This window comes from Spirillospora sp. NPDC127506 (assembly GCF_040302145.1).
In the GTDB taxonomy this organism is placed as follows: Bacteria; Actinomycetota; Actinomycetes; order Streptosporangiales; family Streptosporangiaceae; genus Spirillospora.
The window spans coordinates 45,912-67,582 of the sequence record NZ_JBEORG010000003.1 but is presented as its reverse complement, the minus strand read 5'-3'; the positions used below and the strand labels follow the sequence as shown (position 1 = coordinate 67,582).

General features: G+C 74.6%; 20 protein-coding genes. 15 read left to right on the top strand and 5 right to left on the bottom strand.

What is annotated here, in order from left to right; translation table 11 throughout:
- Positions 1-15: 15 nt before the first annotated feature.
- Positions 16-2,172 carry an MMPL family transporter gene (locus ABTW95_RS04650; RefSeq protein ID WP_396448338.1) on the bottom strand — a complete coding sequence of 719 codons (2,157 nt, stop codon included), beginning with the start codon at positions 2,170-2,172 and terminating at the stop codon, positions 16-18.
- A 161-nt stretch (positions 2,173-2,333) separates the two neighbouring features.
- Between ABTW95_RS04650 and ABTW95_RS04645 the strand changes: the two genes are divergently transcribed.
- Positions 2,334-3,053 (top strand): TetR/AcrR family transcriptional regulator, encoded by a 720-nt coding sequence (locus tag ABTW95_RS04645; protein ID WP_396448339.1) that lies wholly within the window; start codon positions 2,334-2,336, stop codon positions 3,051-3,053.
- 117 nt (positions 3,054-3,170) lie between these two features.
- Here ABTW95_RS04645 and moeZ read toward each other — a convergent pair whose 3' ends face one another.
- Positions 3,171-4,352, bottom strand: a complete 1,182-nt coding sequence (gene moeZ / locus ABTW95_RS04640) for an adenylyltransferase/sulfurtransferase MoeZ (protein WP_396448341.1) — start codon at positions 4,350-4,352, stop codon at positions 3,171-3,173.
- A gap of 193 nt (positions 4,353-4,545) precedes the next feature.
- Here moeZ and ABTW95_RS04635 point away from each other — a divergent pair, with 193 nt between their 5' ends.
- The 6 genes from ABTW95_RS04635 to ABTW95_RS04610 all read left to right on the top strand — a co-directional run bounded on the left by ABTW95_RS04635 (position 4,546) and on the right by ABTW95_RS04610 (position 9,438).
- Positions 4,546-4,746 (top strand): CsbD family protein, encoded by a 201-nt coding sequence (locus ABTW95_RS04635; RefSeq protein WP_396448342.1) that lies wholly within the window; start codon positions 4,546-4,548, stop codon positions 4,744-4,746.
- Positions 4,747-4,866: 120 nt separating this feature from the next.
- Positions 4,867-5,736 (top strand): hypothetical protein, encoded by an 870-nt coding sequence (locus ABTW95_RS04630; RefSeq protein WP_396448343.1) that lies wholly within the window; start codon positions 4,867-4,869, stop codon positions 5,734-5,736.
- Entirely contained in the window at positions 5,730-7,079 is a 1,350-nt protein-coding gene (locus ABTW95_RS04625) for a S8 family serine peptidase (protein ID WP_500224558.1), read from the top strand. The genes ABTW95_RS04630 and ABTW95_RS04625 overlap by 7 nt, the downstream gene beginning before the upstream one ends.
- 40 nt (positions 7,080-7,119) lie before the next feature.
- Positions 7,120-7,887: a hypothetical protein gene (locus tag ABTW95_RS04620; protein ID WP_396448345.1), complete on the top strand. Its 768-nt coding sequence runs from the start codon at positions 7,120-7,122 to the stop codon at positions 7,885-7,887.
- Positions 7,875-9,146, top strand: coding sequence for a S8 family serine peptidase (locus ABTW95_RS04615; RefSeq protein ID WP_396448346.1), 1,272 nt, complete (start codon positions 7,875-7,877; stop codon positions 9,144-9,146). The genes ABTW95_RS04620 and ABTW95_RS04615 overlap by 13 nt, the downstream gene beginning before the upstream one ends.
- Positions 9,130-9,438 (top strand): MGMT family protein, encoded by a 309-nt coding sequence (locus ABTW95_RS04610; RefSeq protein WP_396454246.1) that lies wholly within the window; start codon positions 9,130-9,132, stop codon positions 9,436-9,438. The genes ABTW95_RS04615 and ABTW95_RS04610 overlap by 17 nt, the downstream gene beginning before the upstream one ends.
- 36 nt (positions 9,439-9,474) lie before the next feature.
- Here ABTW95_RS04610 and ABTW95_RS04605 read toward each other — a convergent pair whose 3' ends face one another.
- Together ABTW95_RS04605 and ABTW95_RS04600 are read right to left on the bottom strand one after the other, a co-directional pair.
- The gene (locus ABTW95_RS04605; protein ID WP_396448348.1) at positions 9,475-10,212 is read right to left on the bottom strand and encodes a YoaK family protein; all 738 of its coding nucleotides are present in this window, start codon (positions 10,210-10,212) and stop codon (positions 9,475-9,477) included.
- 5 nt (positions 10,213-10,217) lie between these two features.
- Complete coding sequence (locus tag ABTW95_RS04600) at positions 10,218-11,843, bottom strand: hypothetical protein (RefSeq protein WP_500224555.1); 1,626 nt, start codon at positions 11,841-11,843, stop codon at positions 10,218-10,220.
- A gap of 309 nt (positions 11,844-12,152) precedes the next feature.
- Here ABTW95_RS04600 and ABTW95_RS04595 point away from each other — a divergent pair, with 309 nt between their 5' ends.
- From ABTW95_RS04595 to ABTW95_RS04560, 8 genes are all read left to right on the top strand, one after another.
- Positions 12,153-13,763 (top strand): gamma-glutamyltransferase, encoded by a 1,611-nt coding sequence (locus tag ABTW95_RS04595; protein ID WP_396448350.1) that lies wholly within the window; start codon positions 12,153-12,155, stop codon positions 13,761-13,763.
- Complete coding sequence (locus ABTW95_RS04590) at positions 13,756-14,220, top strand: RidA family protein (RefSeq protein WP_500224553.1); 465 nt, start codon at positions 13,756-13,758, stop codon at positions 14,218-14,220. The genes ABTW95_RS04595 and ABTW95_RS04590 overlap by 8 nt, the downstream gene beginning before the upstream one ends.
- A 2-nt stretch (positions 14,221-14,222) precedes the next feature.
- Positions 14,223-15,674, top strand: coding sequence for an aldehyde dehydrogenase family protein (locus ABTW95_RS04585; protein WP_396448353.1), 1,452 nt, complete (start codon positions 14,223-14,225; stop codon positions 15,672-15,674).
- 33 nt (positions 15,675-15,707) lie between these two features.
- On the top strand, positions 15,708-16,421 hold the full coding sequence (locus ABTW95_RS04580; RefSeq protein WP_396454247.1) for an iron-containing redox enzyme family protein: 714 nt from the start codon (positions 15,708-15,710) through the stop codon (positions 16,419-16,421).
- A gap of 69 nt (positions 16,422-16,490) precedes the next feature.
- Positions 16,491-16,835 carry a Rieske (2Fe-2S) protein gene (locus tag ABTW95_RS04575; RefSeq protein WP_396448965.1) on the top strand — a complete coding sequence of 115 codons (345 nt, stop codon included), beginning with the start codon at positions 16,491-16,493 and terminating at the stop codon, positions 16,833-16,835.
- Positions 16,836-16,851: 16 nt separating this feature from the next.
- Entirely contained in the window at positions 16,852-18,069 is a 1,218-nt protein-coding gene (locus tag ABTW95_RS04570; protein ID WP_396448999.1) for an NAD(P)/FAD-dependent oxidoreductase, read from the top strand.
- 9 nt (positions 18,070-18,078) lie between these two features.
- Positions 18,079-18,441, top strand: coding sequence for a Rieske (2Fe-2S) protein (locus ABTW95_RS04565; RefSeq protein ID WP_500224549.1), 363 nt, complete (start codon positions 18,079-18,081; stop codon positions 18,439-18,441).
- On the top strand, positions 18,428-19,771 hold the full coding sequence (locus ABTW95_RS04560) for an MFS transporter (RefSeq protein WP_500224548.1): 1,344 nt from the start codon (positions 18,428-18,430) through the stop codon (positions 19,769-19,771). The genes ABTW95_RS04565 and ABTW95_RS04560 overlap by 14 nt, the downstream gene beginning before the upstream one ends.
- On the opposite strand, the gene ABTW95_RS04555 is transcribed toward ABTW95_RS04560, so the two are convergent.
- Entirely contained in the window at positions 19,768-21,516 is a 1,749-nt protein-coding gene (locus ABTW95_RS04555; protein WP_396448968.1) for a PucR family transcriptional regulator, read from the bottom strand. The genes ABTW95_RS04560 and ABTW95_RS04555 overlap by 4 nt on opposite strands.
- Between the last annotated feature and the right edge of the window lie 155 nt (positions 21,517-21,671).

Genomic DNA, 21,671 nt, shown 5'->3' with positions numbered 1-21,671 from the left:
CACCGCGCGCCCGTGTCAGCCCACGGGCTCCAGCTGGGACCGCCGTGGCGCGGGGGAGTCGCCCTCACGGATGCCGAACTTGCCGTAGATCCTGGCCAGCGGGCCGGGAGCCCACCAGTTCGCGCGTCCCATCAGCCGCATCGCCGCCGGGACCAGCAGCGCCCGGACGACGGTGGCGTCCATCAGGATCGCGATCGCCATCCCCACGCCGGTCATCTTGATGAACGTGATGCCGGACGTGGCGAACGCGCCGATCACGATGATGAACAGCAGCGCGGCGCTGGTGATGATCGAGCCGGTCCGCTGCACGCCGGCGGCGACCGCCGCGGTGTTGGAGCCGGTCAGGTCGTACTGCTCGCGGACCCGCGACAGCAGGAACACCTCGTAGTCCATCGAGATCCCGAACAGCATCGCCAGCATCAGGATCGGCATGGCCGGGGCGATCGAGCCGGTCGCGGTGAAGTCCAGCAGGCCGGACAGGTGGCCGTCCTGGAAGATCAGCACGACCGCGCCGAACGTGGCCGACAGCGACAGCGTGTTCATCACGATCGCCTTCAGCGGCAGGACGACCGAGCCGAACGCCAGGAACAGCAGCATGAACGTCGCCCCGCCCACCAGCAGCGCCAGCCAGGGCAGCGTCGCGCCGATGCTGGCGAGCTGGTCGACGACCCCGGCGGTCTCGCCGCCGACGTGGACGTGCGCTCCCGGCGGCACCGGGACGTCCCGGACCTTGTGCACGAGGTCGCGCGCGGCGCCGGAGTTCGGGTCGGCCCGGTAGGTCAGCGAGATCCGCGTCGTGGTGTCCTTCGCGCCGGTCACCGCCGCGCCGGTCACGCCCGGCACCGCCGCCAGGCGGTCTCCGTACGCCTGGATCGCGGCCCGGTCGGACGTCCCGGTCACCACCGCCTCGATGGGGCTGGTGGCGTTGCGCGGGAACTGCGTCTCCAGCGCCTCCGCGACGACCCGTGCCTCGGCCCCCTGCGGCATGACCTTGGCGTCGACGCCGCCCCAGTTGATGCGCAGGAAGGGCGCGCCCAGCGCGAGCAGCAGCGCCACCGTCGCGACCACGTAGACCACCGGGCGGCGCATGACGCTGTGCGCGAGCCGGCCCCACCAGCCGTCCGGCCGGCCCTGCGCCCGGCGGCGCCGCCGCACCGGCAGCGCGTTGACCTTCGGGCCGAGGACGGAGAGCAGGGCGGGCAGCACGGTCAGCGCGCCGATCATGCACACGAACACGGTCGCGATGCCGCCGTAGCCCATCGAGACCAGGAAGTTCTGGTCGAACAGCAGCAGCCCGGACAGCGAGACCGCCACGGTGACGCCCGAGACGGCGACCGTGCGCCCGGCCGTCGCCATCGTCGCGGCCAGCGCGTCCTCCACGGACCGGCCCCGCCCGATCTCCTCGCGGAACCGGCTCACCATGAACAGGCCGTAGTCGATCGCCAGCCCCAGGCCCAGGAAGGTGGTGATGTTCACCGCGAAGATCGACACGTCGGTCACGTACGTCAGCGCGTGCAGGGCGGTGAACGACCCCAGGATCGCGATGCCGCCGATCATCAGCGGCAGGCTCGCCGACACCAGGCCGCCGAAGATCAGCACCAGCAGCACCAGCAGGACCGGCATGGCCATGCCCTCGGCCCGCCCGATGTCGGACGAGACCCGCTCGTTGATCGCGGCCTCCGTGGCCACCGACCCGCCGACCTTGGCGGTGAGCCCGCCGCCGACGTCGGTCAGGTCGTCCCGGATCGCCTCGTAGCTGTCGCTCCGCGCGCCCTCGTCGGCGCCGGCGAGCCGCAGCACCGCGTAGGTGGACCTGCGGTCCTGGCTGACGAACTGCGGCGCGCCGGTCGACCAGTACGTGCTCGTGGCGGCGACCTTGTCCGGTGGCAGCGCGGCCAGGGCCCGCTCGACCGACGTCCGGTACGCCGGATCGTCCACCGTGGTGCGCCCCTGGTAGAGGACCACGACGTCGGCCTCGTCCCGTCCGAGATCCCGCTCGGCGATGTGCGCCGCCTTCGCGCTCTCGCTGCCCGGCGTGTCGAAGCCGCCGGACGTGCTCAGCGCCCCGAAGACGCCCGTCCCCCACACGCCGGCGAAGACCAGCACCGCGCCGGCCGCCGCGAGGACCCATCGCCTGCGCAGGTGGACCCACCGTCCCCATCGATCGAACATGACCCGTTCCCCTCTGCGAACGCCTATCAGTTGAGTGAACGCCGTAAACTGCGAACGACGTTAACTTCGCATACAGTGTTAGCTTTCGTCAAGGGCGTTCATGGGGAATCATGCGGAGACGGCCCGGAGCGGCCGGCGAGAGCAGGGAAGAGGGCGGCGAATTGGAAACACGGCGTGATCGGCTGCGCGCCGCGACGGTCCGGGAGATCTCCGGGACCGCCCGGCGCATCCTCGTGGAGGAGGGGCCGGAGGCGGTGACCCTGCGGGCCATCGCCCGCGAGATGGGCATGACCGCGCCCGCGCTGTACCGCTACTTCGGCAGCCACCGCGAGCTGCTGCGGCACCTGGTCGGCGACCTGTTCAGCGAGCTGACCGGCGAGCTGCGCGGCGCGCTGGAGAAGGTGCCGCCCGGCGACATGGGCGGCAAGTTCCTGGCCGTGTCCCGCCAGTTCCGCAGCTGGTCGCTGGCGCATCCCCGCGAGTACGCGCTGCTGTTCGGCGCGCCCGTGCGCGGGGCCGAGGACACCGACGAGGCCGACTTCGCCGACGAGCGCGCCCGGGAGTTCGCCTGGACGTTCATGGACCTGTTCCTGGAGCTGTGGAAGAAGAAGCCCTTCCCGGTGCCGGCCGACGAGGACATCGACCCCGCCCTGCGCGAGCAGCTGCGCCACTACCGCGACGACGTCCTCGGCATCGACCTGCCCCTCGGCGTCATCCGGCAGTTCCTCAAATGCTGGATCCGCCTCCAGGGCGGCGTGAGCCTGGAGGTGTTCGGCCACCTGAAGTTCGCCCTGGACGACGCCGCGCCGATGTTCGAGCTGATGCTCACCGAGGTCTCCACCGACCTGGCTCTCCCGTACCGGCCGCCGTCCGCGGGCTGAACCGCGGGCGCCCTACGGCCCGTCCCTCACGGACGTCTACGAACGCCACATCGCCGATGACGTGCGAAGGCCCCGGGCGGGGAGCCCGGGGCCTTCGTGCGCGGTCGGCGCGTGCGGTCAGTAGGACGGCTGGCTCGGGTCGATCTGGTTGACCCAGGCCACGATGCCGCCGCCGACGTGGACGGCGTCGGAGAAGCCGGCGTTCTTGACGACGGCGAGGGCCTCGGCCGAGCGTACGCCCGACTTGCAGTGCAGGACGATCTTCTTGTCCTGCGGCAGGCGCTCCAGGGCGGAGCCGTTGAGGAACTCGCCCTTCGGGATCAGCGTCGCGCCCGGGATCGAGACGATCTCGTACTCGTTGGGCTCGCGGACGTCCACGAGGAAGATGTCCTCCCCGTTGTCCTGCATGGCCTTGAGGTCGTGGACGGAGATCGTGGAGTCCTTGGCGGCCTCGGTGGCCTCCTCGGACACCGCGCCGCAGAACGCCTCGTAGTCCTCCAGGAGCTCGGTCTGCGTCGGGTTCTTGCCGCACAGGGGGCACTCGGGGTCCTTGCGGACGTTGACCGAGCGGTACGTCATCTCCAGGGCGTCGTAGATCATCAGCCGGCCGACGAGGGGTTCGCCGATGCCGGTGAGGAGCTTGATCGCCTCGTTCACCTGGATGGAGCCGATGGACGAGCACAGCACGCCGAGGACGCCGCCCTCGGCGCAGGACGGGACCATGCCGGGCGGCGGCGGCTCGGGGTAGAGGCAGCGGTAGCACGGGCCGTGCTCGGCCCAGAAGACCGAGGCCTGGCCGTCGAAGCGGTAGATCGAGCCCCACACGTACGGCTTGCCGAGCAGGACGGCCGCGTCGTTCACCATGTAGCGGGTGGCGAAGTTGTCGGTGCCGTCCAGGATGAGGTCGTACTGGGAGAAGATGTCCATGATGTTGTCGCGGTCGAGCGCGGTGTTGTGCACGACCACGTCGATCAGCGGGTTGATCTCACGGACGGTCTCCGCCGCCGACTCCACCTTCGGCTTGCCGAGGGACGACTGGCGGTGGATGATCTGCCGCTGCAGGTTGGACTCGTCCACGACGTCGAAGTCGATGACGCCGAGGGTGCCCACGCCGGCGGCGGCGAGGTAGAGGAGGGCGGGGGAGCCGAGCCCGCCGGCGCCCACGACCAGAACCTTGGAGTTCTTGAGGCGCTTCTGCCCGGACATGCCCACATCGGGGATGATCAGGTGCCGCGAGTAGCGGTTGACCTCGTCGCGGGTGAGCTCCGCTGCGGGCTCGACCAGAGGTGGCAACGACACGGTGGGTGCTCCTGTGCTGACGCTCGGCGGTGAGTAGAGGAAGACGTCACTGTCCTCACCCGCACAACCTTGCCATGTCCCGCGGAATTCCCCGCGACCGCCCGGCCGTCGCGTGACGCGGAGCACCCGCATGACCCGGGAACCAGCGGGCACAGGGGCAGGACGCACGAACGTCCACACAGGAGGAGGAGCCATGGGCTTCCTCGACAAGCTCAAGAACACGGCGCAGAAGGCCAAGGGCCAGGGCAAGCGGGAGGCCGGGCGGCGGTCCGGCGACCCGTCCCTGGAGGCCGAGGGGCGCAGGGACCAGGCGTCCGGCGGCGCGAAGCAGGTCGGTGAGAAGGCCAAGGACGCCGCGCAGGAGGCGCGCAAGACCTTCGGGACCGGGTCCTGACGGGACCCGCTGGGGAGGCCCCTCCGCGGAGGGGCCTCCCCCTGTCCGTACTCCCCGGGAGGGCTTCCTCGCCATAACGGCGGGGCGGAATGTCGCGAAGCACAGTTAATCTTGATTGTTGTGGCATTCACGCCCCCCTCGCAGCAGCCGCCGCGCCCCCCGTATCCGGGCCCGCCGGGGCCGCCCTACGCGGGCCCGCCGCGGCCCGGCGGCCCGCTGCCCGCACCGCGCGACCCGCTGACGGTGCTGGGGCTGACCGGGCGCCAGTGGATGCTCGTCGCGCTCGTCGTCGGCTGCTGCTACCTCCTCATCACCGGGATCGCCATGACGGGGGCGTGGGCGACCTACCACCGCGAGCCCACGAGCGCCGAACTGCAGGTGGCCGCGAACAAGGAGGTCGCGCGGCGCTGGCAGGCGTGGCCCGCGAGCCGCATCTTCCCCGAGCGGATCCCGTACCGCCCCATCGGCCGGCACACCGAGTACGCGACCCGGACGGGCATCGTCCCCGAGACCGGCTGCTTCCAGGCCGTCGACGAGGAGATCGCGGCGGCGCTCGCCCGGCACGGCTGCCGGGCCGTCCTGCGCGCCACCTACGTCGACCAGCTCCAGGGCGTCGTCGTCACCGTCGGCGTCGTCGCGTTCCCCGACCCGTGGAAGGCCGACCGCGCGTACAAGGAGATCCCCGGCTCGAAGGGACCGGACGAGGAGGGGGCCGGGCCGGTCGACCCCGCGCTGCACGCGGCCGCGTTCCCGGGCACGGCGTCCGCGAAGTTCACCGACAAGGCCCGCCAGGACCGGACGAGCGACCGCGGCGGCCCGTACGTGGTGCTGACGACCTCGGGGCAGTCCGACGGACGCCCCGCGTCGGAGATCAAGAAGGCGCGGCCGGGCGAGCTGTTCGCCGTGGCGCCGCAGATCGGCCACGCCGTCGCGCGGTCGCTCGCGGTCAAGGCGGTGCCCGACTGCGACGACCCGGAGTGGGAATGCTGAGGCGTTCGCGGGCGGCCGCCGCCCTGCTGGCGGGGGCGCTGGCCGGGAGCTGGCTGGCGCCCGTCCCGGCGCACGCGGACGAGGTCCGCGAACTGCAGCGGCCGATCCTGAAACTCCTCGGCACGGACGCCGCGTGGAAGGTCACCAGGGGCGAGGGGGTGACCGTCGCGGTCATCGACTCCGGCGTCGACCCGAACCAGGCGGACCTGCGCGGCAAGGTCACCACCGGCCCCAACATGATCTCCTTCGTCGACCGGGGGAAGCCCGCGCGGCTGCACGGCACCGGGATGGCGTCGCTGATCGCCGGGCACGGCCACGGCTCCGGCGGCCGCTCCGGGATCATCGGGATGGCCCCGCGGGCGAGCATCCTGTCCATCCGCGCCATCAGCGAGCGGGAGGACGCGGGCTTCGCCCTCTACAACCGGTCCGAGCGGGCCAGGAAGGCCGTCGGCCGCGCCATCCGCTACGCCGCCGACCACGGCGCCGACGTCATCAACCTGTCCATCGGCAGCGGCGAGGAGGTCGCGGACGAGCGCGAGGCCGTCGGGTACGCCATCGGCAAGGGCGTCGTGGTGGTGTCGGCGGCCGGCAACGACGGCGACAAGGACCGGCTGCTGGACGAGGACGGGTTCGCGCCGTACTCCTACCCGGCGTCCTACCCCGGCGTCATCGCGGTCGCGGCCGCCGAGCCCGGCCACGCCCGCGCGCCGTTCTCCAACCGGAACTACTCGGTGGTGCTGTCCGCGCCGGGCGTCGCCGTGCCCGCGGCGGCCCCCGGCGGCCGGTACTTCATCGGCGCCGGCACCAGCCAGGCCAGCGCGATCGTCTCCGGGATCGCCGCGCTGATCCGCGCCGAGCACCCGGACATGGCGCCGGCGCTGGTGTCGCAGGCGCTGGTGGAGAGCGTCCGGCACGGGCCGAAGGACGGCTACGACCCCGACATCGGGTTCGGCGAGGTGCACGCGGCCCGCGCGCTGTCGGCCGCGGACTCGCTCGCGTCGACGGCCGCCGGGCCGGGCAGGGGCAAGCCGGCCCGGGAGCGGTTCGGCCCGGGGGACCCGGGGCCGGTGAAGATCATCGACCGTCCGGCCTGGGTCACCTGGCTGGTCGTCGCGATCCTGGTCATCGGCGTCGGCGGGGCCGCCGGCGCCGGCGCGATCTCCCTCGCGTTCCGGCGCCGCCACCCCAGGGCCGCGGACGGCCCGCCGCCCGGCCCGGCGACGGGACCCGGGCCGTACGTCCCGCCGCCGCCCCGCCCGCCGTACATCGCGCCGCGCCCGCCGGGACCGGCGCCGTCCGGCCCGCGCGCCGCGCCCGGCGGCCCGACGTTCACTCCTCCCTGACCCTGCCCGTACGGGCCCGGCTTCGGCTACGCTCCGCTGCGTGTCGCGCGCCGATGTCTCCGCCCCGGGCACCGAGCCGGAACCGGAATCCGGCGAGCCGCCCGGCGGCCGGCGGGTGTCGCGCCGCACCGCCGCGCTGGTGGCGGCGTCCGCGTGCGCGACGGTGTTCGTGGTCGCCGGCGTCCGGCTGTCGGCGGAGCTGACCCGCGGCCCGACGCCCGCCGAGCGCGCCGCGGCGACGGCGGCGGAGCTCGCCGGCCGCTACCGCACCTGGCCGGCCGGGCGGATCTTCCCCGCCGAGCTCCCGTACACGCTCGGCCAGGCGTCCCCGGAGACGGCCCGCCGGGTCGGGATCGGCGCCGACACCCGCTGCGAGGCGGCCGCCGACGACGCGCTCGTCCGGTCCCTGACGTCCCGCGGCTGCCGGGCCGTGCTCCGCGCCACCTACCTCGACCAGGCGCAGGGGCTCGCGGTGACGGTCGGCGTGGTGGTGTTCCCCGGCGAGCCGGCGGCGCGCGAAGCGGTCGAATGGTTCTCCGACGGCGCGCCGAGCCCCGGCCTGCGGGCGCTGCCGTTCCCCGGCTCGGTGGCGGCCCGGTTCGGCGACGCGGCCCGGCAGGCGTCCGCCGCCGCCCAGCGCGGCCCGTACGTGGTGGCGGCGACGGCCGGGTACGCCGACGGGCGCCCCGCGCTGCGCGGGGGGCAGCCCGACCCGGCCGAGCTCGCGCCGCAGCTGGTGCGGGGCGTGCTCCGGCCGCTGACCACGCCCGCGAAGGTCCGCTGCGGGGAGCGGGAGTGGCGGTGCTGAGGCGGGCCGCCGCCGCGCTGGCCGCGCTGTCGGCCTTCGCCGCGCCCGCCCTCATGCCCGCCGCCGCCCGCGCCGATCAGGTGCGGGACGCGGTGATGCCCGTCCTGGAGTCGATGAACGTCCCGCGCGCCTGGACGATGTCGAAGGGGCGCGGCGTGACCGTCGCCGTCCTCGACTCGGGGGTGGACGCCGACCAGGCCGACCTGGCGGGGTCGGTCACCGCGGGCCCCGACCTCACCCGCGGCGCCGGCCCGGCGGGCGCCCGGCCGAAGCGGCTGCACGGCACCAACATGGCGTCCATCATCGCCGGGCACGGCCACGGCCCCGGCAACGCGCTCGGCATGATCGGCGTCGCGCCCGAGGCGCGGCTGCTGTCCCTGCGGGTGATCCTGGAGCGGGACGAGCCGGGCTTCGCGGAGTTCACCGGCGCCGAGCGCTTCGCGGGGACGATCGCGGACGGCATCCGGTACGCGGTCGACCACGGCGCCGACGTGATCAACCTGTCGCTGGGCCGCTCCTACCCGACGCCGCGCGAGCGGGAGGCCGTCGCCTACGCGATCCGGCACAACGCGGTGGTGGTCGCCGCGGCCGGCAACGGCGGGAACGAGGGCGCTCCGGGGGGCGTGCGGGGCCCCTCGAAACGGCGCCGCGGCTCCGGCGGGGCCGCGGCGGGCGGGCACACCGAGTACTCCTACCCGGCCTCGTTCCCCGGCGTGATCTCCGTCGCCGCCGTGGACGCGGCGGGCCGGCACGCCGGGTTCTCCAACCGCAACTCGGGTGTCGTCGTGTCCGCGCCCGGCGTGCAGATCATCGGCGCCGGGCCGGACGGCGGCTACTGGATCGGGGACGGCACGAGCCCGGCGACCGCGTTCGTCTCCGGCGTCGCCGCGCTCATCAGGTCGCGCCATCCCGGCATGGCGCCCGCGCTCGTCTCGCAGGCGATCGTGGAGAGCACGCGGAACCGCCCGGAGCGCGGCTACAACCGCGCCGTGGGGTTCGGCCGGGTCGACGCCGCGGCCGCGCTGGCCGCGTCCGACGGCCTCGCCGGCGCCCGGATGAGCGCCGCGGGCCTGCCCGGCGACCGCCGTTTCGCGGACGAGCCCGTCCGCCCGGTGCAGGTCGTGCACCGTTCGGGCGCGCTGGTCCTCACCTACGCGGTGGTCTGCGCGCTGGCCCTGTTCGGCATGGCGGGCGCGGCGGTGTTCCTGCGCGGCGCGCCGCACGATCCGGGAGAATCGGGGGATGTGGTCCGAACCTGATGAGTACGCCGAGGCGGTGCTGGACGCGGTGGAGCGCATCCCCCCGGGCCGCGTCATGTCCTACGGCGACGTCGCCGAACTGGTGGGAAGCGGAGGGCCGCGGCAGGTCGGGCGGGTCATGTCGCTGTACGGGGGCGCCGTCCCGTGGTGGCGGGTGATCCGCGCCGACGGGAGCCCGCCGCGCTGCCACGAGGGCCGCGCCCACGAGCACTACCGCGCCGAGGGGACGCCTCTGCGCCCCGACGGCCGCCGCGTCGACATGGCCCGCGCCCGCTGGCCGGGACCGTCCTGAACCGCGCCCGGAGCCGCACCCGGCACGGGCGGCTCGTCAGGCCGCCCGTGCCGGGTGCAGCCGGACGGCGCCGGCGATCACGGTCGCCAGGACGAGGGGGCTGAGCGCGGCGGCGAGCACGGGGGCGCTCGCCATCAGGGCGCCGGCCACGGCGGCGCCGGCGGCGAGGCTGAGGATCACGGCGGTGCGCAGGCCCGCGGCGCCGCCCTGCCCGACCGCGAACCCGCCCATCATGGACGTGAGCGTGCCGGTGACGAACGTGGTGGTGATGCCGTCCGCGGACAGGCTGCGCGCCGCCGCCGTCTGCGCGCCCATCGCGGTGGACGACAGCGTGATGAGCGCGATCAGCCCGCCGCCGCGCGGCGCGGCGCCCGCGGCCGCCCAGCCCGCGAGGAACACGGTCTGCAGCGCGAGCACGACGCCGAGGACGGCGGTGACGCGGGGCGGCCAGACCCGGCCGGGTGCGGGGCGCCCGGCGATGAGGAAGCCGGCGAGCAGGCCGCACGCGAACGCCAGCGTCGCGGCGCCGCACCGGGCCAGGTCGGCGCCGCTGCCCTCGCCGGCGGCGAGGCCGAACAGCACGATGTTGCCGGTCATGTTGGCGGTGAAGACCTTCTCCATGCCGAGGAACCCGACGATGTCGGTCGTCCCGGAGCCGAAGGTGAGCAGCACCAGCAGCGCGGCGCGCAGCCGGAGCGGTCCCGCGGCGGGACGGGCCCCCGCCGCCGCGGTGGCCGCGGCGGCGGGGGACAGATCGGACGAGGCGGTCAACATACCCCCTAATAGATGATCAGCCCGACCACCGTGGCCACGACCAGGCCGGCGATGACGGGCAGGAACGAGCGGCGGACGAGTTCCAGCACCGGGACCCGGGCGAACCCCGCCACCGCGATCAGCGACGACCACGCGACGAGCACGCCGCCGCCCGCCCAGATGCAGCCCATCTGCCCGATCGCGGCGAGCAGCGCCGGGTCGACGCCGGACGCCGGGCCGAGCGACCCGGACAGCGAGCCGGTCAGCGGCAGCCCGGAGAACCCGGACCCGTCCAGCCCGGTGAGCATGCCGATGATCAGCACGCCGAAGCCGACGACGTACTGGCTGTCGGGGATGGCGTCCTGGATCCGGACGACGATGTCGAACAGGAAGGCGGGCGCCTTCGCGCCCTCCTCCATGCCCATGATCTTCCCGGCGAAGTCGGCGTTGCCGATGAAGAAGAACCCGGCGATGGGGATGACGATGCCCATCGCCCTCATCGCGAACACCAGGCCGTCCACGACGTGGTCGGCGCACCGCTCCAGGCTGCTCCGGCCGTCCTTGGCGATCGTGGCGGACAGCAGCAGCGCGGCGGCGACACCGCCGACGAGCGCGGCCGCGTCCCCGCCGACGACCTCGGGGACGAGGCCGGTGAACTTGCCCAGCATCATGTAGCCGACGAGGCCGATGAGGGCGAGCGGGACGATCACGGCGAACGACTTGGACCGCCGGGGGCAGTCGGCGCCCGGCGCGTCGTCGCCGTTCATGGACGCCAGCGCCTCGCGGGCCATCGCGTCGCCGCCGGCGTCCGCACCGCCCGCCCCGCCGCCGGTGTCCGCGCCCGTCCCGCCGCCGCTCGCGGTACCGGTCCCGGCGCCCGTCCCGCCGCCGGACGTGCGGGACCCGCCGCCCGAGCCGGGGCCGGGGTCGAGGACGGCGACCGAGCCCTCGCCGCCGACGGTCTCGGTCTGCAGGACGCGGCGCCGCGGCAGCACCCGGATGAGCGACCGGCGCGGCGCCGGGACGGCGGCCTCCGACTCGCCGGCCTCCCAGCGGTCCAGCAGGACGGCGTCCGGCCTGCGGAACTCCGAGCGGGACATCAGGTAGCCGAGGACGAGCGCGATCCCGCCGGTGATCAGGGACAGCACCATGGAGCGGTCGGCGACCGCTCCGGTGTCGACCCCCGCCGCCTTCGCGGACAGGCCGGGCGCGACCTGGATGACGTAGTCGCTGGACAGCGCCATGCCCTGCCCGGCGATGGCGATCGCGACCGCCGCGCTGATCGGCGGCAGCCCGGCGGCGATCGCGGCGGGCAGCAGGATCGCGCCCATCAGCGGCACCGCCGGCGTCGGCCAGAAGAACAGGCTGATCACGTAGGTGACGAGCGCGAGCACCCAGAAGGCGGAGTGGCCGGACCGCATGACGACGCGGAACGGCTCCACCATGCGGCGGTCGGCGCCGAGCGAGCGCAGCGACCCGAGCAGCGCGGTCACCAGCGCGATGATCAAGAAGATGCTGAACAGCTCGGTCGCCGCGGTCAGGCTGGCGTTGAAGATCGACTCCAGCCCGGTGACGAAGTTGCCGGTGAACACCCAAGCGGTGAGGAACGTCGCCGCGACCGCGGGGATGACGACGTTCTTGCGGGCGATCATCACGGCGATGATGAGGATGATTCCGGACAGATAGATCCAGTGAGCGGCTCCCAAAGGACGCCCCCTCCCTGTACGCGCCTCTGCTGGACCGGTGGGCGCAACGATTGCAGAGAATCTGCTCGATCGGCGAGAGGTGAACAATGAGGAACGTGCACACGACGGACTTAGTCATTTTGTGCACCATGTCGGGCACCCGGCCGATGAACCCGCAGGGCCCGGCATCCCTGTGCACGGTGCCCAAGGAATCCGCGGAATTCCCGGCACTCGGTCCGTATCGGCGCTGATCAGGCGCCGCCGAGACTGGGCGGCATGTCACCAGAGTTCGGACTTCCCGGACGCGGCCCGGCCGCCGGGGCCGGCGGGATGGTCGCCGCGAGCCACCCGGCGGTGAGCCTCGCGGGCGCCCGCGTCCTCGCGGACGGCGGGAACGCCGCGGACGCCGCGCTCGCCATGGCCGCGCTGTCCTGGCTCGCGCTGCCCGGCCAGTGCGGGGTCGGCGGCGACGCGTTCGTCCTGCTGCGCCGCCCGGACGGCTCGGTGGCCGCGTTCGGCGGCAGCGGCTTCGGCCCGGACGGCGGCGAGCCCGCCTTCTACCGGGACCGCGGCCTGACCGCCCTCCCGCTGGAGGGCGCCCTCGCCGTCGCCGCGCCCGGCGCGGTCGCCGCCCTCGCCGCCCTGCACGCCGACTCGGCGTCCCGCGGCCTGCCCGAGCTGTGGGCGCCCGCGATCGCCGCCGCCGAGGACGGCCTGCCCTGCACCGCCAAGACGCGCGCCGACATCGTCGAACGCCGCGACGCGCTCGCCCGCGACCCGGGCACCGCCGAGGTCTTCCTGCCCGGCGGCCGCGTCCCCCGCACCGGTGAGCCGGTCTTCCAGCGCGACCTCGGCGCCACCCTGCGCCGCCTGGCCGCCGACCCCGGCGACCTCTACTCAGGGGTGCTCGCCGAACGCTGCGTGGACGCCCTCGTGGACGCCGGGGCGCCCTTCTCCGGCTACGAATGGCTGGCGAGCGGCCGCTCGGCCCCCGAACCCGCGCTGACCTGTGCCTACCGCGGGACGACCGTCCACCTCACGCCGCCGCCCACGCCCGGCTGGATGGTCGCCCAGCAGGCCGGGCTCTGCGACGGCGTCCTCTCCGGGCTGCCGTGGCTGTCGGCCGAGGCCGTCCACCGGATGGCCTCGGCCGCCCGCATCGCGTTCGCGGACCGCTTCGCCGGCTGCGGCGCCGACAACGACCACTGGCGCGAGCTGCTCACCCCGTCCGCGCTGGAGGCCGCCCGCGCCCGCCTCGACGCGGGCGACCTCCCCGCGGCCGCGCCCTCGCCCGTCCCCGCGGGCGGCGACACCACCTCGATGGTCGCGGTGGACGCCGAGGGGCGCGCGGTGAGCCTCATCCACTCCCTCGCGTTCACCTTCGGCGCCCGGATCACCGTCCCCGGCACGGGCATCGTCCTGAACAACCGCCTCGGCCGCGGCGCCTACCTGCTCGACGGCCACCCCAACGAGGTGCGCCCGCGCCGCCGCCCCCTGCACACGCTGAACGCGTGGCTCGTCACCGACGCCGCGGGCCGCCTCCTGCACATCGGCAACACCCCCGGCGGGGACGGCCAGGTCCAGTGGAACACCCAGCTGATCTCCCACCTGCTCGACCACGGGCACGACCCGGCAACCGCGGTCGCCGCGCCCCGCTTCACCGTGCACCCCGGCAGCGACGCCGACGTCCTCGGCAGCCCGCCCGAACTGCGCGTCGAGTCGCGCCTCGGCTCCGCCCGGATCGACGCCCTGCGCGCGTCCGGGCACGACGTCACCGTCCAGGGCCCCTGGGACGGCGGCGGCAGCGCGCAGGTCGTCTCCGTCGCCGGCGACGCCCTCCTCGGCGCCTCCGACCCCCGCCAGGACGGGGTGACCCTCGGTGTCTGAGCGGTCCGCCATGCCCCGCCCCCAGGGCGCCTACGTCCCGGTGGTCGCCGAACCGCTCGGCACCGGCGACGTCCTGATCGCCACCGCCGGCATGACCCCCCGCCGGGACGGCCGCCTGGCCGTGACCGGCCTGGTGGGCCGCGACCTGGACGTGGGCGCCGCCCGCGAGGCCGCCGCCCTGGCGGCCCGCAACGCCGTCGCCGCCGCCACCGCGGGCGCGCCCGGCCGTGTCCGGAGGTGGGTGCGGATGAGCGTGTACGTCGCGTGCGCCGACGGGTTCACCGAGCTGTCCGCGGTGGCGGACGGGGCCTCGGCCGTGCTGGACGAGGCGGCGCCGGGCCTCGGCCGTCCCGCCCGCAGCGCGATCGGCGTCCGCGCGCTGCCCGGCGGAGCCCCGGTCGAGATCGAACTGACCGCGGTCGCCGCGGCGGCCGATTCGAGCGCGGAGGACGAGTGAACATGCACCAAGGGCTGAACTTCGTCGGCGGGGAATGGACGGCGGCCGCGTCCGGGACGACTTTCCGGCGGCGCAATCCCGCTTCGCTGGACGACGTCGTCGGGGAATTCCCCGAATCGTCGGCCGCCGATGTGGAGGCGGCCGTCGCCGGCGCCGTCGAAGGCGCCGCCCTGTGGGCCGCGACGCCCGCGGAGAAACGGGCCGACGTTCTGGAGAAGGCGGCGCGGTGGCTTGAAGAACGCGCCGGCGAACTCGTCGTCGAATTGGTGCGCGAGGAGGGGAAGACGCGGGCCGAGGCCGCGATGGAGGTGTCCCGGACGCCGCGCAATCTGCGGTTCTACGCGGCCGAGGCGCACCGGATCGACGGCACGAGCTTCCCGGCCGGCGACGGCGGCATCGTCTACACGCGGCGCGAGCCCGTCGGGGTCGTCGGAGCCATCACGCCGTGGAACTTCCCGCTGAACATCCCGTCCCGGAAGATCGGGCCGGCGCTCGCCGCGGGCAACGCGGTGGTGTTCAAGCCGAGCCCCGTGACGCCGCTGCTCGCGCAGCGCCTCGTGGAGGCGCTGCTGGCCGGCGGGCTGCCGCCGCGGGTCGTCGCGATGGTGCACGGCGGCGCCGAGGCGGGCGCGGCGCTGGCCGCCGACGAGCGGGTCGGGGCCGTGACCTTCACCGGGTCCACGGCGGCGGGACGCGCCGTCCACGCGGCGGTCGGGCCGTCGCGGCGCTGCCAGCTGGAGATGGGCGGCAAGAACCCGGTGGTCGTCCTGGACGACGCCGACCTGGACCGCGCCGCGCAGATCATCGCCAAGGGCGCGTTCGGGCTGTCCGGGCAGGCGTGCACGGGGACGAGCCGCGTCATCGCGCACGAGGCCGTCCACGACGAACTGCTCGAACGCGTGGCCCGGGCGGCGGAGGCGCGGGTCGTGGGCGACGGCCTGCGGGAGGACGTCGACATGGGGCCGCTCGCCGCCGGCTTCCAGCTGGAGAAGTTCCTCGACTACGTGCGGATCGGCGAGGAGGAGGGCGCGAAGCTCGTCACCGGCGGGCGCCGCCTTCCCGCGGGACACGGGCGCGGCGACGGGTACTTCGTGCGTCCGGCGGTCTTCGCCGGCGTGGCGCCGGAGATGCGGATCGCGCGGGAGGAGGTCTTCGGGCCCCTGCTCGCGTTCCAGCGCGCGTCCGGGCTCGATGAGGCGATCGCGCTGGCGAACGGCACCCGGTACGGGCTGTCCGCCGGGATCGTCACCCGGGACCTGGACCGGGCCCTGGAGTTCGCGCGGCGGTCCGAGAGCGGACTGGTCAAGGTCAACCAGCCGACGTCCGGAATGGCGATGACGGTGCCGTTCGGCGGGCTCAAGGACTCCAGCACGCAGACGTTCAAGGAGCAGGCCGGACCTTCGATGATGCTCTTCTACACGCAGGAGAAGAGCGTCTACATCTCACCCCGGTAAGAGACCCGAGAAAGGGTTCGGAAGGAGCAGGAAATGGCAGAGCTGCTGTCAAAGGACGCGTTCCGCGCCGAGCTGCAGAACGCCATCAAAGGGCGTGAGGCGAAGGACGCCTCGTTCAGCAGGGCGTGGGCCGAAGGCAAACTGAAGAGGGAGCACTTCGCCCGGTGGGCGGAGAACCACTACCACTACGTGGGCCCGTTCGCCGACTATCTCGCCTACGTCTACGCCAACACCCCCGACGAGTTCACCGGCGCGAAGGACTTCACGCTCCAGAACATGTACGAGGAGGAGCTGGCCGACATCCGGCACACCGATCTGCTGATCCGGTTCGCCGAGGCGTGCGGCACCACCCGGGAGCGGGTCGAGGACCCCTCCAACATGAACGCCATCACCCGCGGGCTGCAGGCATGGTGCTACGCGGTGGCGATGCGCGAGCACTTCGTGGTCGCGACCGCGGCGCTCGTGGTCGGGCTGGAGTCGCAGGTCCCGAGCATCTACAAGAAGCAGATCGTGCCGCTGCGCGAGATCTACGGGTTCACCGAGGACGAGATCGAGTTCTTCGACCTGCACATCACCTCGGACGTGGTGCACGGCGAACGCGGCTACCAGATCGTCCTCGACCACGCCGACACGCCGGAGCTGCAGCAGCGCTGCCTGCAGATGTGCCGGTGGGGCGCGGAGATGCGGTTCTCCTACACGCAGGGTCTCTACGACTCGTACGTGAAGCCCGACCTGGTCGGGGCCTGATCCGATTTCCGACCCGGCGGCGGGGCGCGGCCCGCCCCGCCGCCGGACCGCACGTGAGGAGGGACGCCCGTGGACCAGCGGACGGGCGAGTGGGTGGCGGCGGCCACGCTCGCGGAGGTGCGGCGGCGCAAGCGCCTGGCCGTGACCGTGGAGGGACGGCAGATCGCGCTGTTCCTCGTCGGCGGCGACGTGTACGCGCTGGCCGACGTGTGCATTCACAAGCAGCGGTCCCTGTCGAAGGGGGCCGTGCTGAACGGGCGGGTCATCTGCCCAGGGCACCAGTGGGTGTTCGACCCGGCGACCGGCCGGGTCGAGGACGGCGACGAGTGCCAGCCGACCCACGCGGTGCGCGTCGACGGCGACGTCGTCTACGTCGACCCTCGGCCGCGCGTCCTGACCGAGGAGCAGCCGTGAGGGAGGAGCGGCCGTGATGGAATCCGTTGTGGTGGCCGGGGCGGGGCAGACCGCCGCCGTCGCGGCCCGCACGCTGCGCCGCCGCGGCTTCGACGGCCGGATCACCCTAGTCGGCGCCGAGCACGACGCGCCCTACCAGCGTCCGCCGCTGTCGAAGGAGTACCTGGCGGGGGAGCAGGACCGCGACGAGCTGTGCCTGCTCACGCCCGACTGGTGCGAGTGCAACGGCGTCGAGCTGCGGCTCGGCGCGGAGGCGGTGGCGATCCGCCCCGCCGAGCGCTCGCTGGAACTGGCGGACGGCACGGCGCTGCGCGGCGACGTCCTGCTCATCGCGACGGGCGGGCGCCCGCGCAGGCTGCCCGGCGTGGCGGGCGACCGTGTCCGGTACCTGCGGACCATCGCCGACGCCGACCGGCTGCGCGCCGAGCTGCGGCCCGGCGCGCGGGTCGTGGTCGTCGGCGCCGGGTTCATCGGCTGCGAGGTCGCCTCGGCGGCGCTCGACCGCGGCGCGCGGGTGGTGATCGTCGAGCAGGCGGCGCGGCCGTTCGGGCACGTCCTCGGCGACCTGATGGGGGACGTGATGGCGGCGATGCTCCGCACGAGCGGCGTCGACCTGCGCACCGGCGAGAAGGTCGAGCGCTACGAGGAGACCCCGTCGGCGGGCGTCGTCACCACCAGCGGCGGGACGTCCCTGGAGGCGGACGTGGTCGTCGTCGGCGCCGGCATGGTCCCGAACGTCGAGCCGGTCACCGGGGCCGGGATCGGGACCCCCGGCGGCGTCCCCGTCGACGAGTACTGCCGGACGGGCCTGGACGGCGTCTACGCGGCCGGCGACGTGGCCTGCCAGTGGCGCCCGGCGCTGGGCAGGCACGTGCGGGCGGAGCACTTCGACAACGCCAACACGCAGGGCATGGCGGCGGCCAAGAACATCCTCGGCGCCGCGTCCCCGCACACGGCGCCGCCGTGGTTCTGGTCCGACCAGTTCGGCCACAGCCTCCAGCACGCGGGCTTCGCCGACGGCGCGGACCGCCTCGTCGTCCGCGGCCGCGTCGAGGACTTCGACTTCATCGCGTTCTACCTCGCCGACGGGGTGCTGCGCGGCGCGTTCACCATCGACCGCGGCGCCGACCTGGCCGTCGCGCGGCAGCTCATCGCCTGCGAAGCCGTCCCGGACCCCGAGGTCCTGCGGGACGAGGACACCGACCTCACCGACCTGTTCGACGCACTGAGCTAGGGAGCGACCATGGAGTACCAGCGCGTGGCCCGGTCGGGCCAGGTGCCCGAGGGCGTCGTCCGCCGCTTCTACGTGGGCGAGGCCGAGGTGGCCGTCGCCCGCTGGGACGGCGAGGTGCACGCGATGTCGAACTACTGCACCCACCTCGACTGCCTGCTGTCGTCCGGGCGCGCCACCGAGGACGGGCTGCTGTGCTCCTGCCACGGCAGCGTCTTCGACTTCGCGACCGGCGAGCCGGTCACGCCGCCGGCGACCAAGCCGGTCAAGGTGTACCCGGCGAAGGAGGAGGACGGGCAGATCTTCGTGCACATACCCCCGGAGGACGCCGCGCAGGCGGGCCCCAGGCGGCGGAGGCCCGTTGGCCGAGCCTGACCCCCCGCCGCGCGGCTCGTGGGCGGCGCTCGTCCCGCTGCTCCTCGGCACGTTCACCGGGACGGTCGCCAACACGATCGTCAACGTCCCGCTGACCCTGATCGTGCGGGACCTGGGCGTCTCGATCTCCGCCGGGACCATGGTCGTCATCGGGTTCACGCTCCCGTTCGCCGTCCTGCTGCCGGTGTCGGGCTGGCTCGGCGACCGGTGCGGCCCGCGCCGCGTGTTCATCGCCGCGATGCTGGTGCTCGGGCTCGCCTCCGCGGGCGCCGGGCTGGCCGGCGACCTGACCGCGCTCGTCGCGATGCGCGTGGTGCAGGGCGTCGCGACCGCGGCGATGCTGCCCGCGGTCATGGCGCTGATCGCGCGGCTGTTCGGCGGCGGGCGGCGGGGCCGGGCGCTCGGGCTGTGGGCGGCGGCCAACGGCGTCGGCCAGGCCGCCGGGCCCACCCTCGGCGGCGGCCTGGCCACCTGGTTCGGCTGGCACGCGGTGTTCTGGCCGGTCGTGCCGCTGGGCGTGGCCGCCGCCGCGCTCGCCGTCCGGTTCGTCCCGGCGGGGCGGGCGCGGCGCGTCCCGCTGGACTGGCGCGGCGCGGCCCTGCTCACGCTCGCGGCGGGGCTCGGGCTCGGGGCCACGTCGGCCGCCGCGACGCTCGGCGCGACCTCCCCGGTCGTGTGGTCGGGCTCGCTGGCGGGGCTCCTCGCCGCCGCGGCGTACGTCGCGTCCTCGCGGGGGCGCCCGGACGCGTTCCTGCCGCCCCGGCTCCTGATCGAGACCCGCTACCTGCGCTCCTGCCTCAGCGTCCTCGCGCAGATGTTCTGCCTGGGCGCCACGCTGCTCGCCGTCCCCGTGTACCTCACGACCGAGCGCCAGACCGACGCCCTCTACGCGGGGGGCGTCCTGCTGAGCCTGCCCGTCATGATGGCGGTGCTCGGGCCGGTGACCGGGGTGCTGATGGAGTGGCTGTCCCCGCGCGCCGTGCTGCGCGGCGGCCTCGTCGTCCTCATCGCCGGGCAGGTGCTCGTCGGCGCGGTGCTCGCCGCGTCCGGGACGGTGCCGTGGCTGCTCGCCGCGCTCGCCCTGACCGGCGCGGGCGTCGCGTTCGTGCAGACGCCCGCGGCGACCGGCGCCACCCGCTCGGACGCCGGCCGCCGCGGCGCCGGGCTCGGCCTGTTCAACCTGCTGCGCTTCGGCGGCTCGGCGCTCGGCGCCGCGTGGGTCGGCGCCGTCCTCGACCAGACCCCCGCCTTCGGCGTCGTGTTCGCCGTCTGCGCCGCGACGGCGGTACTGGGCCTGCTGGCGACCTTCGCCGGCCCCGACCCCGCCTAGCGGGCGGGTGCGGGTGGGGCCATCTCGTCGGCGAGCGCGCCGGTCACCTTCGTCAGCGTGTCGATGTGGTGGGCGAGCCAGAACGTGAACTGGGCCTCCGCCGACCGGATGTCCATGCGCAGGGCGCGGGACGCCCGGTCCAGCTTGTAGAGCATCGTGTTGCGGTGCAGGCCGAGGTCGCGGGCCGCCGCGTTCAGGTTCCCGGACGCCCTGATGTAGGCGAGCACGATCTTCTCCAGGTCGCCGCCGTTCGCCCGGCGCAGCGGGGCGAGGGTCTCGCGGGCGAACGAGCGGGCCTCCGCGCTGTCGGCGACGTCCTTCAGCGCGGCGAACACGCGCAGGTCGTCGTAGCCGCAGACGGGGCCGGCGGCGGCGTGCCGGGCGAGGCCCATCGTCAGCCGCGCCTCGTGGTATCCGGCCGCCACCCCGGCGGCGCCCTGCCCCGGGCGGCCGTGCGCGACGCGCAGGTCGTCGCCCAGCTGGGGGAGCAGCGCCCGGTGCAGCCGTTCGGCGAACCGGGCGGCCTCGCCGCGCTGCCTGATCGGGTCGTGCCGCGCGGTGACCTGCTGGATCACCACGATCGTCGAGCTGATCGCGGCGGTGAGCGCGCAGCCGCCCGGCTCCAGGTTCTGCGCGGTGCGCGTCGCGGTGACCGTCCGGCGCAGGTAGTCGCGGCCGACCGGCAGCAGCGACGGCGCCGCCACCACGTGCACGGCGAAGTGCCCGTCCACGTCGAAGCCGTGGTGCCGGGCCCGCGACCCCAGCTCGTAGGAGTCGGCGAACCGGCCGTGGACGAGCGCCTCCACGAAGTCGCCGCGCGCCCGCTCCTCCGCCGCCCGCACCGACCGCTGCCGCAGCATCTCCGACCCGACCAGCGTCGCGCCGTGCTCGGCGACGACCCGGTGCTGAGCCAGGTCGTGCGGGTCCGGCGGGCTGGACCGCTCCACCATCACCATCCGCCCGAACACCTGGCCGCCCACCAGGACGGGCGTGACGAGCGCGTACACGGCCGGGCCGTCCGGGACGATCCGCAGCCGCACCTCCGCCGTGTGCGTGCTCCCGTCCGCGAACTCGGGATGGTCCTCGGGGCGGCCGAGGCCGTCGGGGAGCGCGAACAGCAGCGCGTCCGGGTCGGGCGGCGTCGCGCCGGGCGCCTCCTCCCAGGCCAGGCGCTCGCCGTCGGCGTCGCAGATCAGCACGCTGCACCCGGACAGCCCGACCACCGCGCGGGCCATCGCCGGCACGCCCGGACCGCGCGCGAGGACCTCGGCGAGCATGCGGTGCACGCGCGACCCGTACTCCAGGATGTGCGCGGACTGGGCGAGGGCCTTCTGCCCGATGAGCCGGCTCACCGCCCGGTAGTCGGCCTCCGCGGGCAGGGCCAGCAGCGGGACGCCCGCCGCGTCGGCGGCGTGCGCGGCGGCCACCAGGTCGGACTCGACGCCGGGCGGCCGCCAGGCGAGCAGCGCGGCGGCGTCCCGGCGGGCGAGGTCGGCGATCAGCGCGGCGGCCTCGTCCGGCGCGGCCAGCGAGGTCACCGGCAGGTGGACGGCGACGCCGGCGAGGTCGGCGTCCTGCCCATCGCCGTAGCGGCGGGTCTCGGAGAGCGGGAGGCACCAGCCGACGCCGCGGCCGAGCCCGTCGCGCCCGGCGAGGAGGGTGCCGCGCAGCAGCGGCTCGCCCAGCAGGGTCCCGACCGGCACGTGCCCGTCGGTGGTCGTCACGATCGATGGGTGATGTGCCATGTGCCCACATCCCGTCGGGTTCGTTCGGCAGAGTGTACATAGCCTCGACGGACGCGGTCCTCCGAGACTGACGGGAGTGGAGGAGTTCGTGGCGGACGGCCGGGAAAAAGGAAAGACCGTCTGTCACATCCTGCTTTACCAGTCCGAATCCGGCA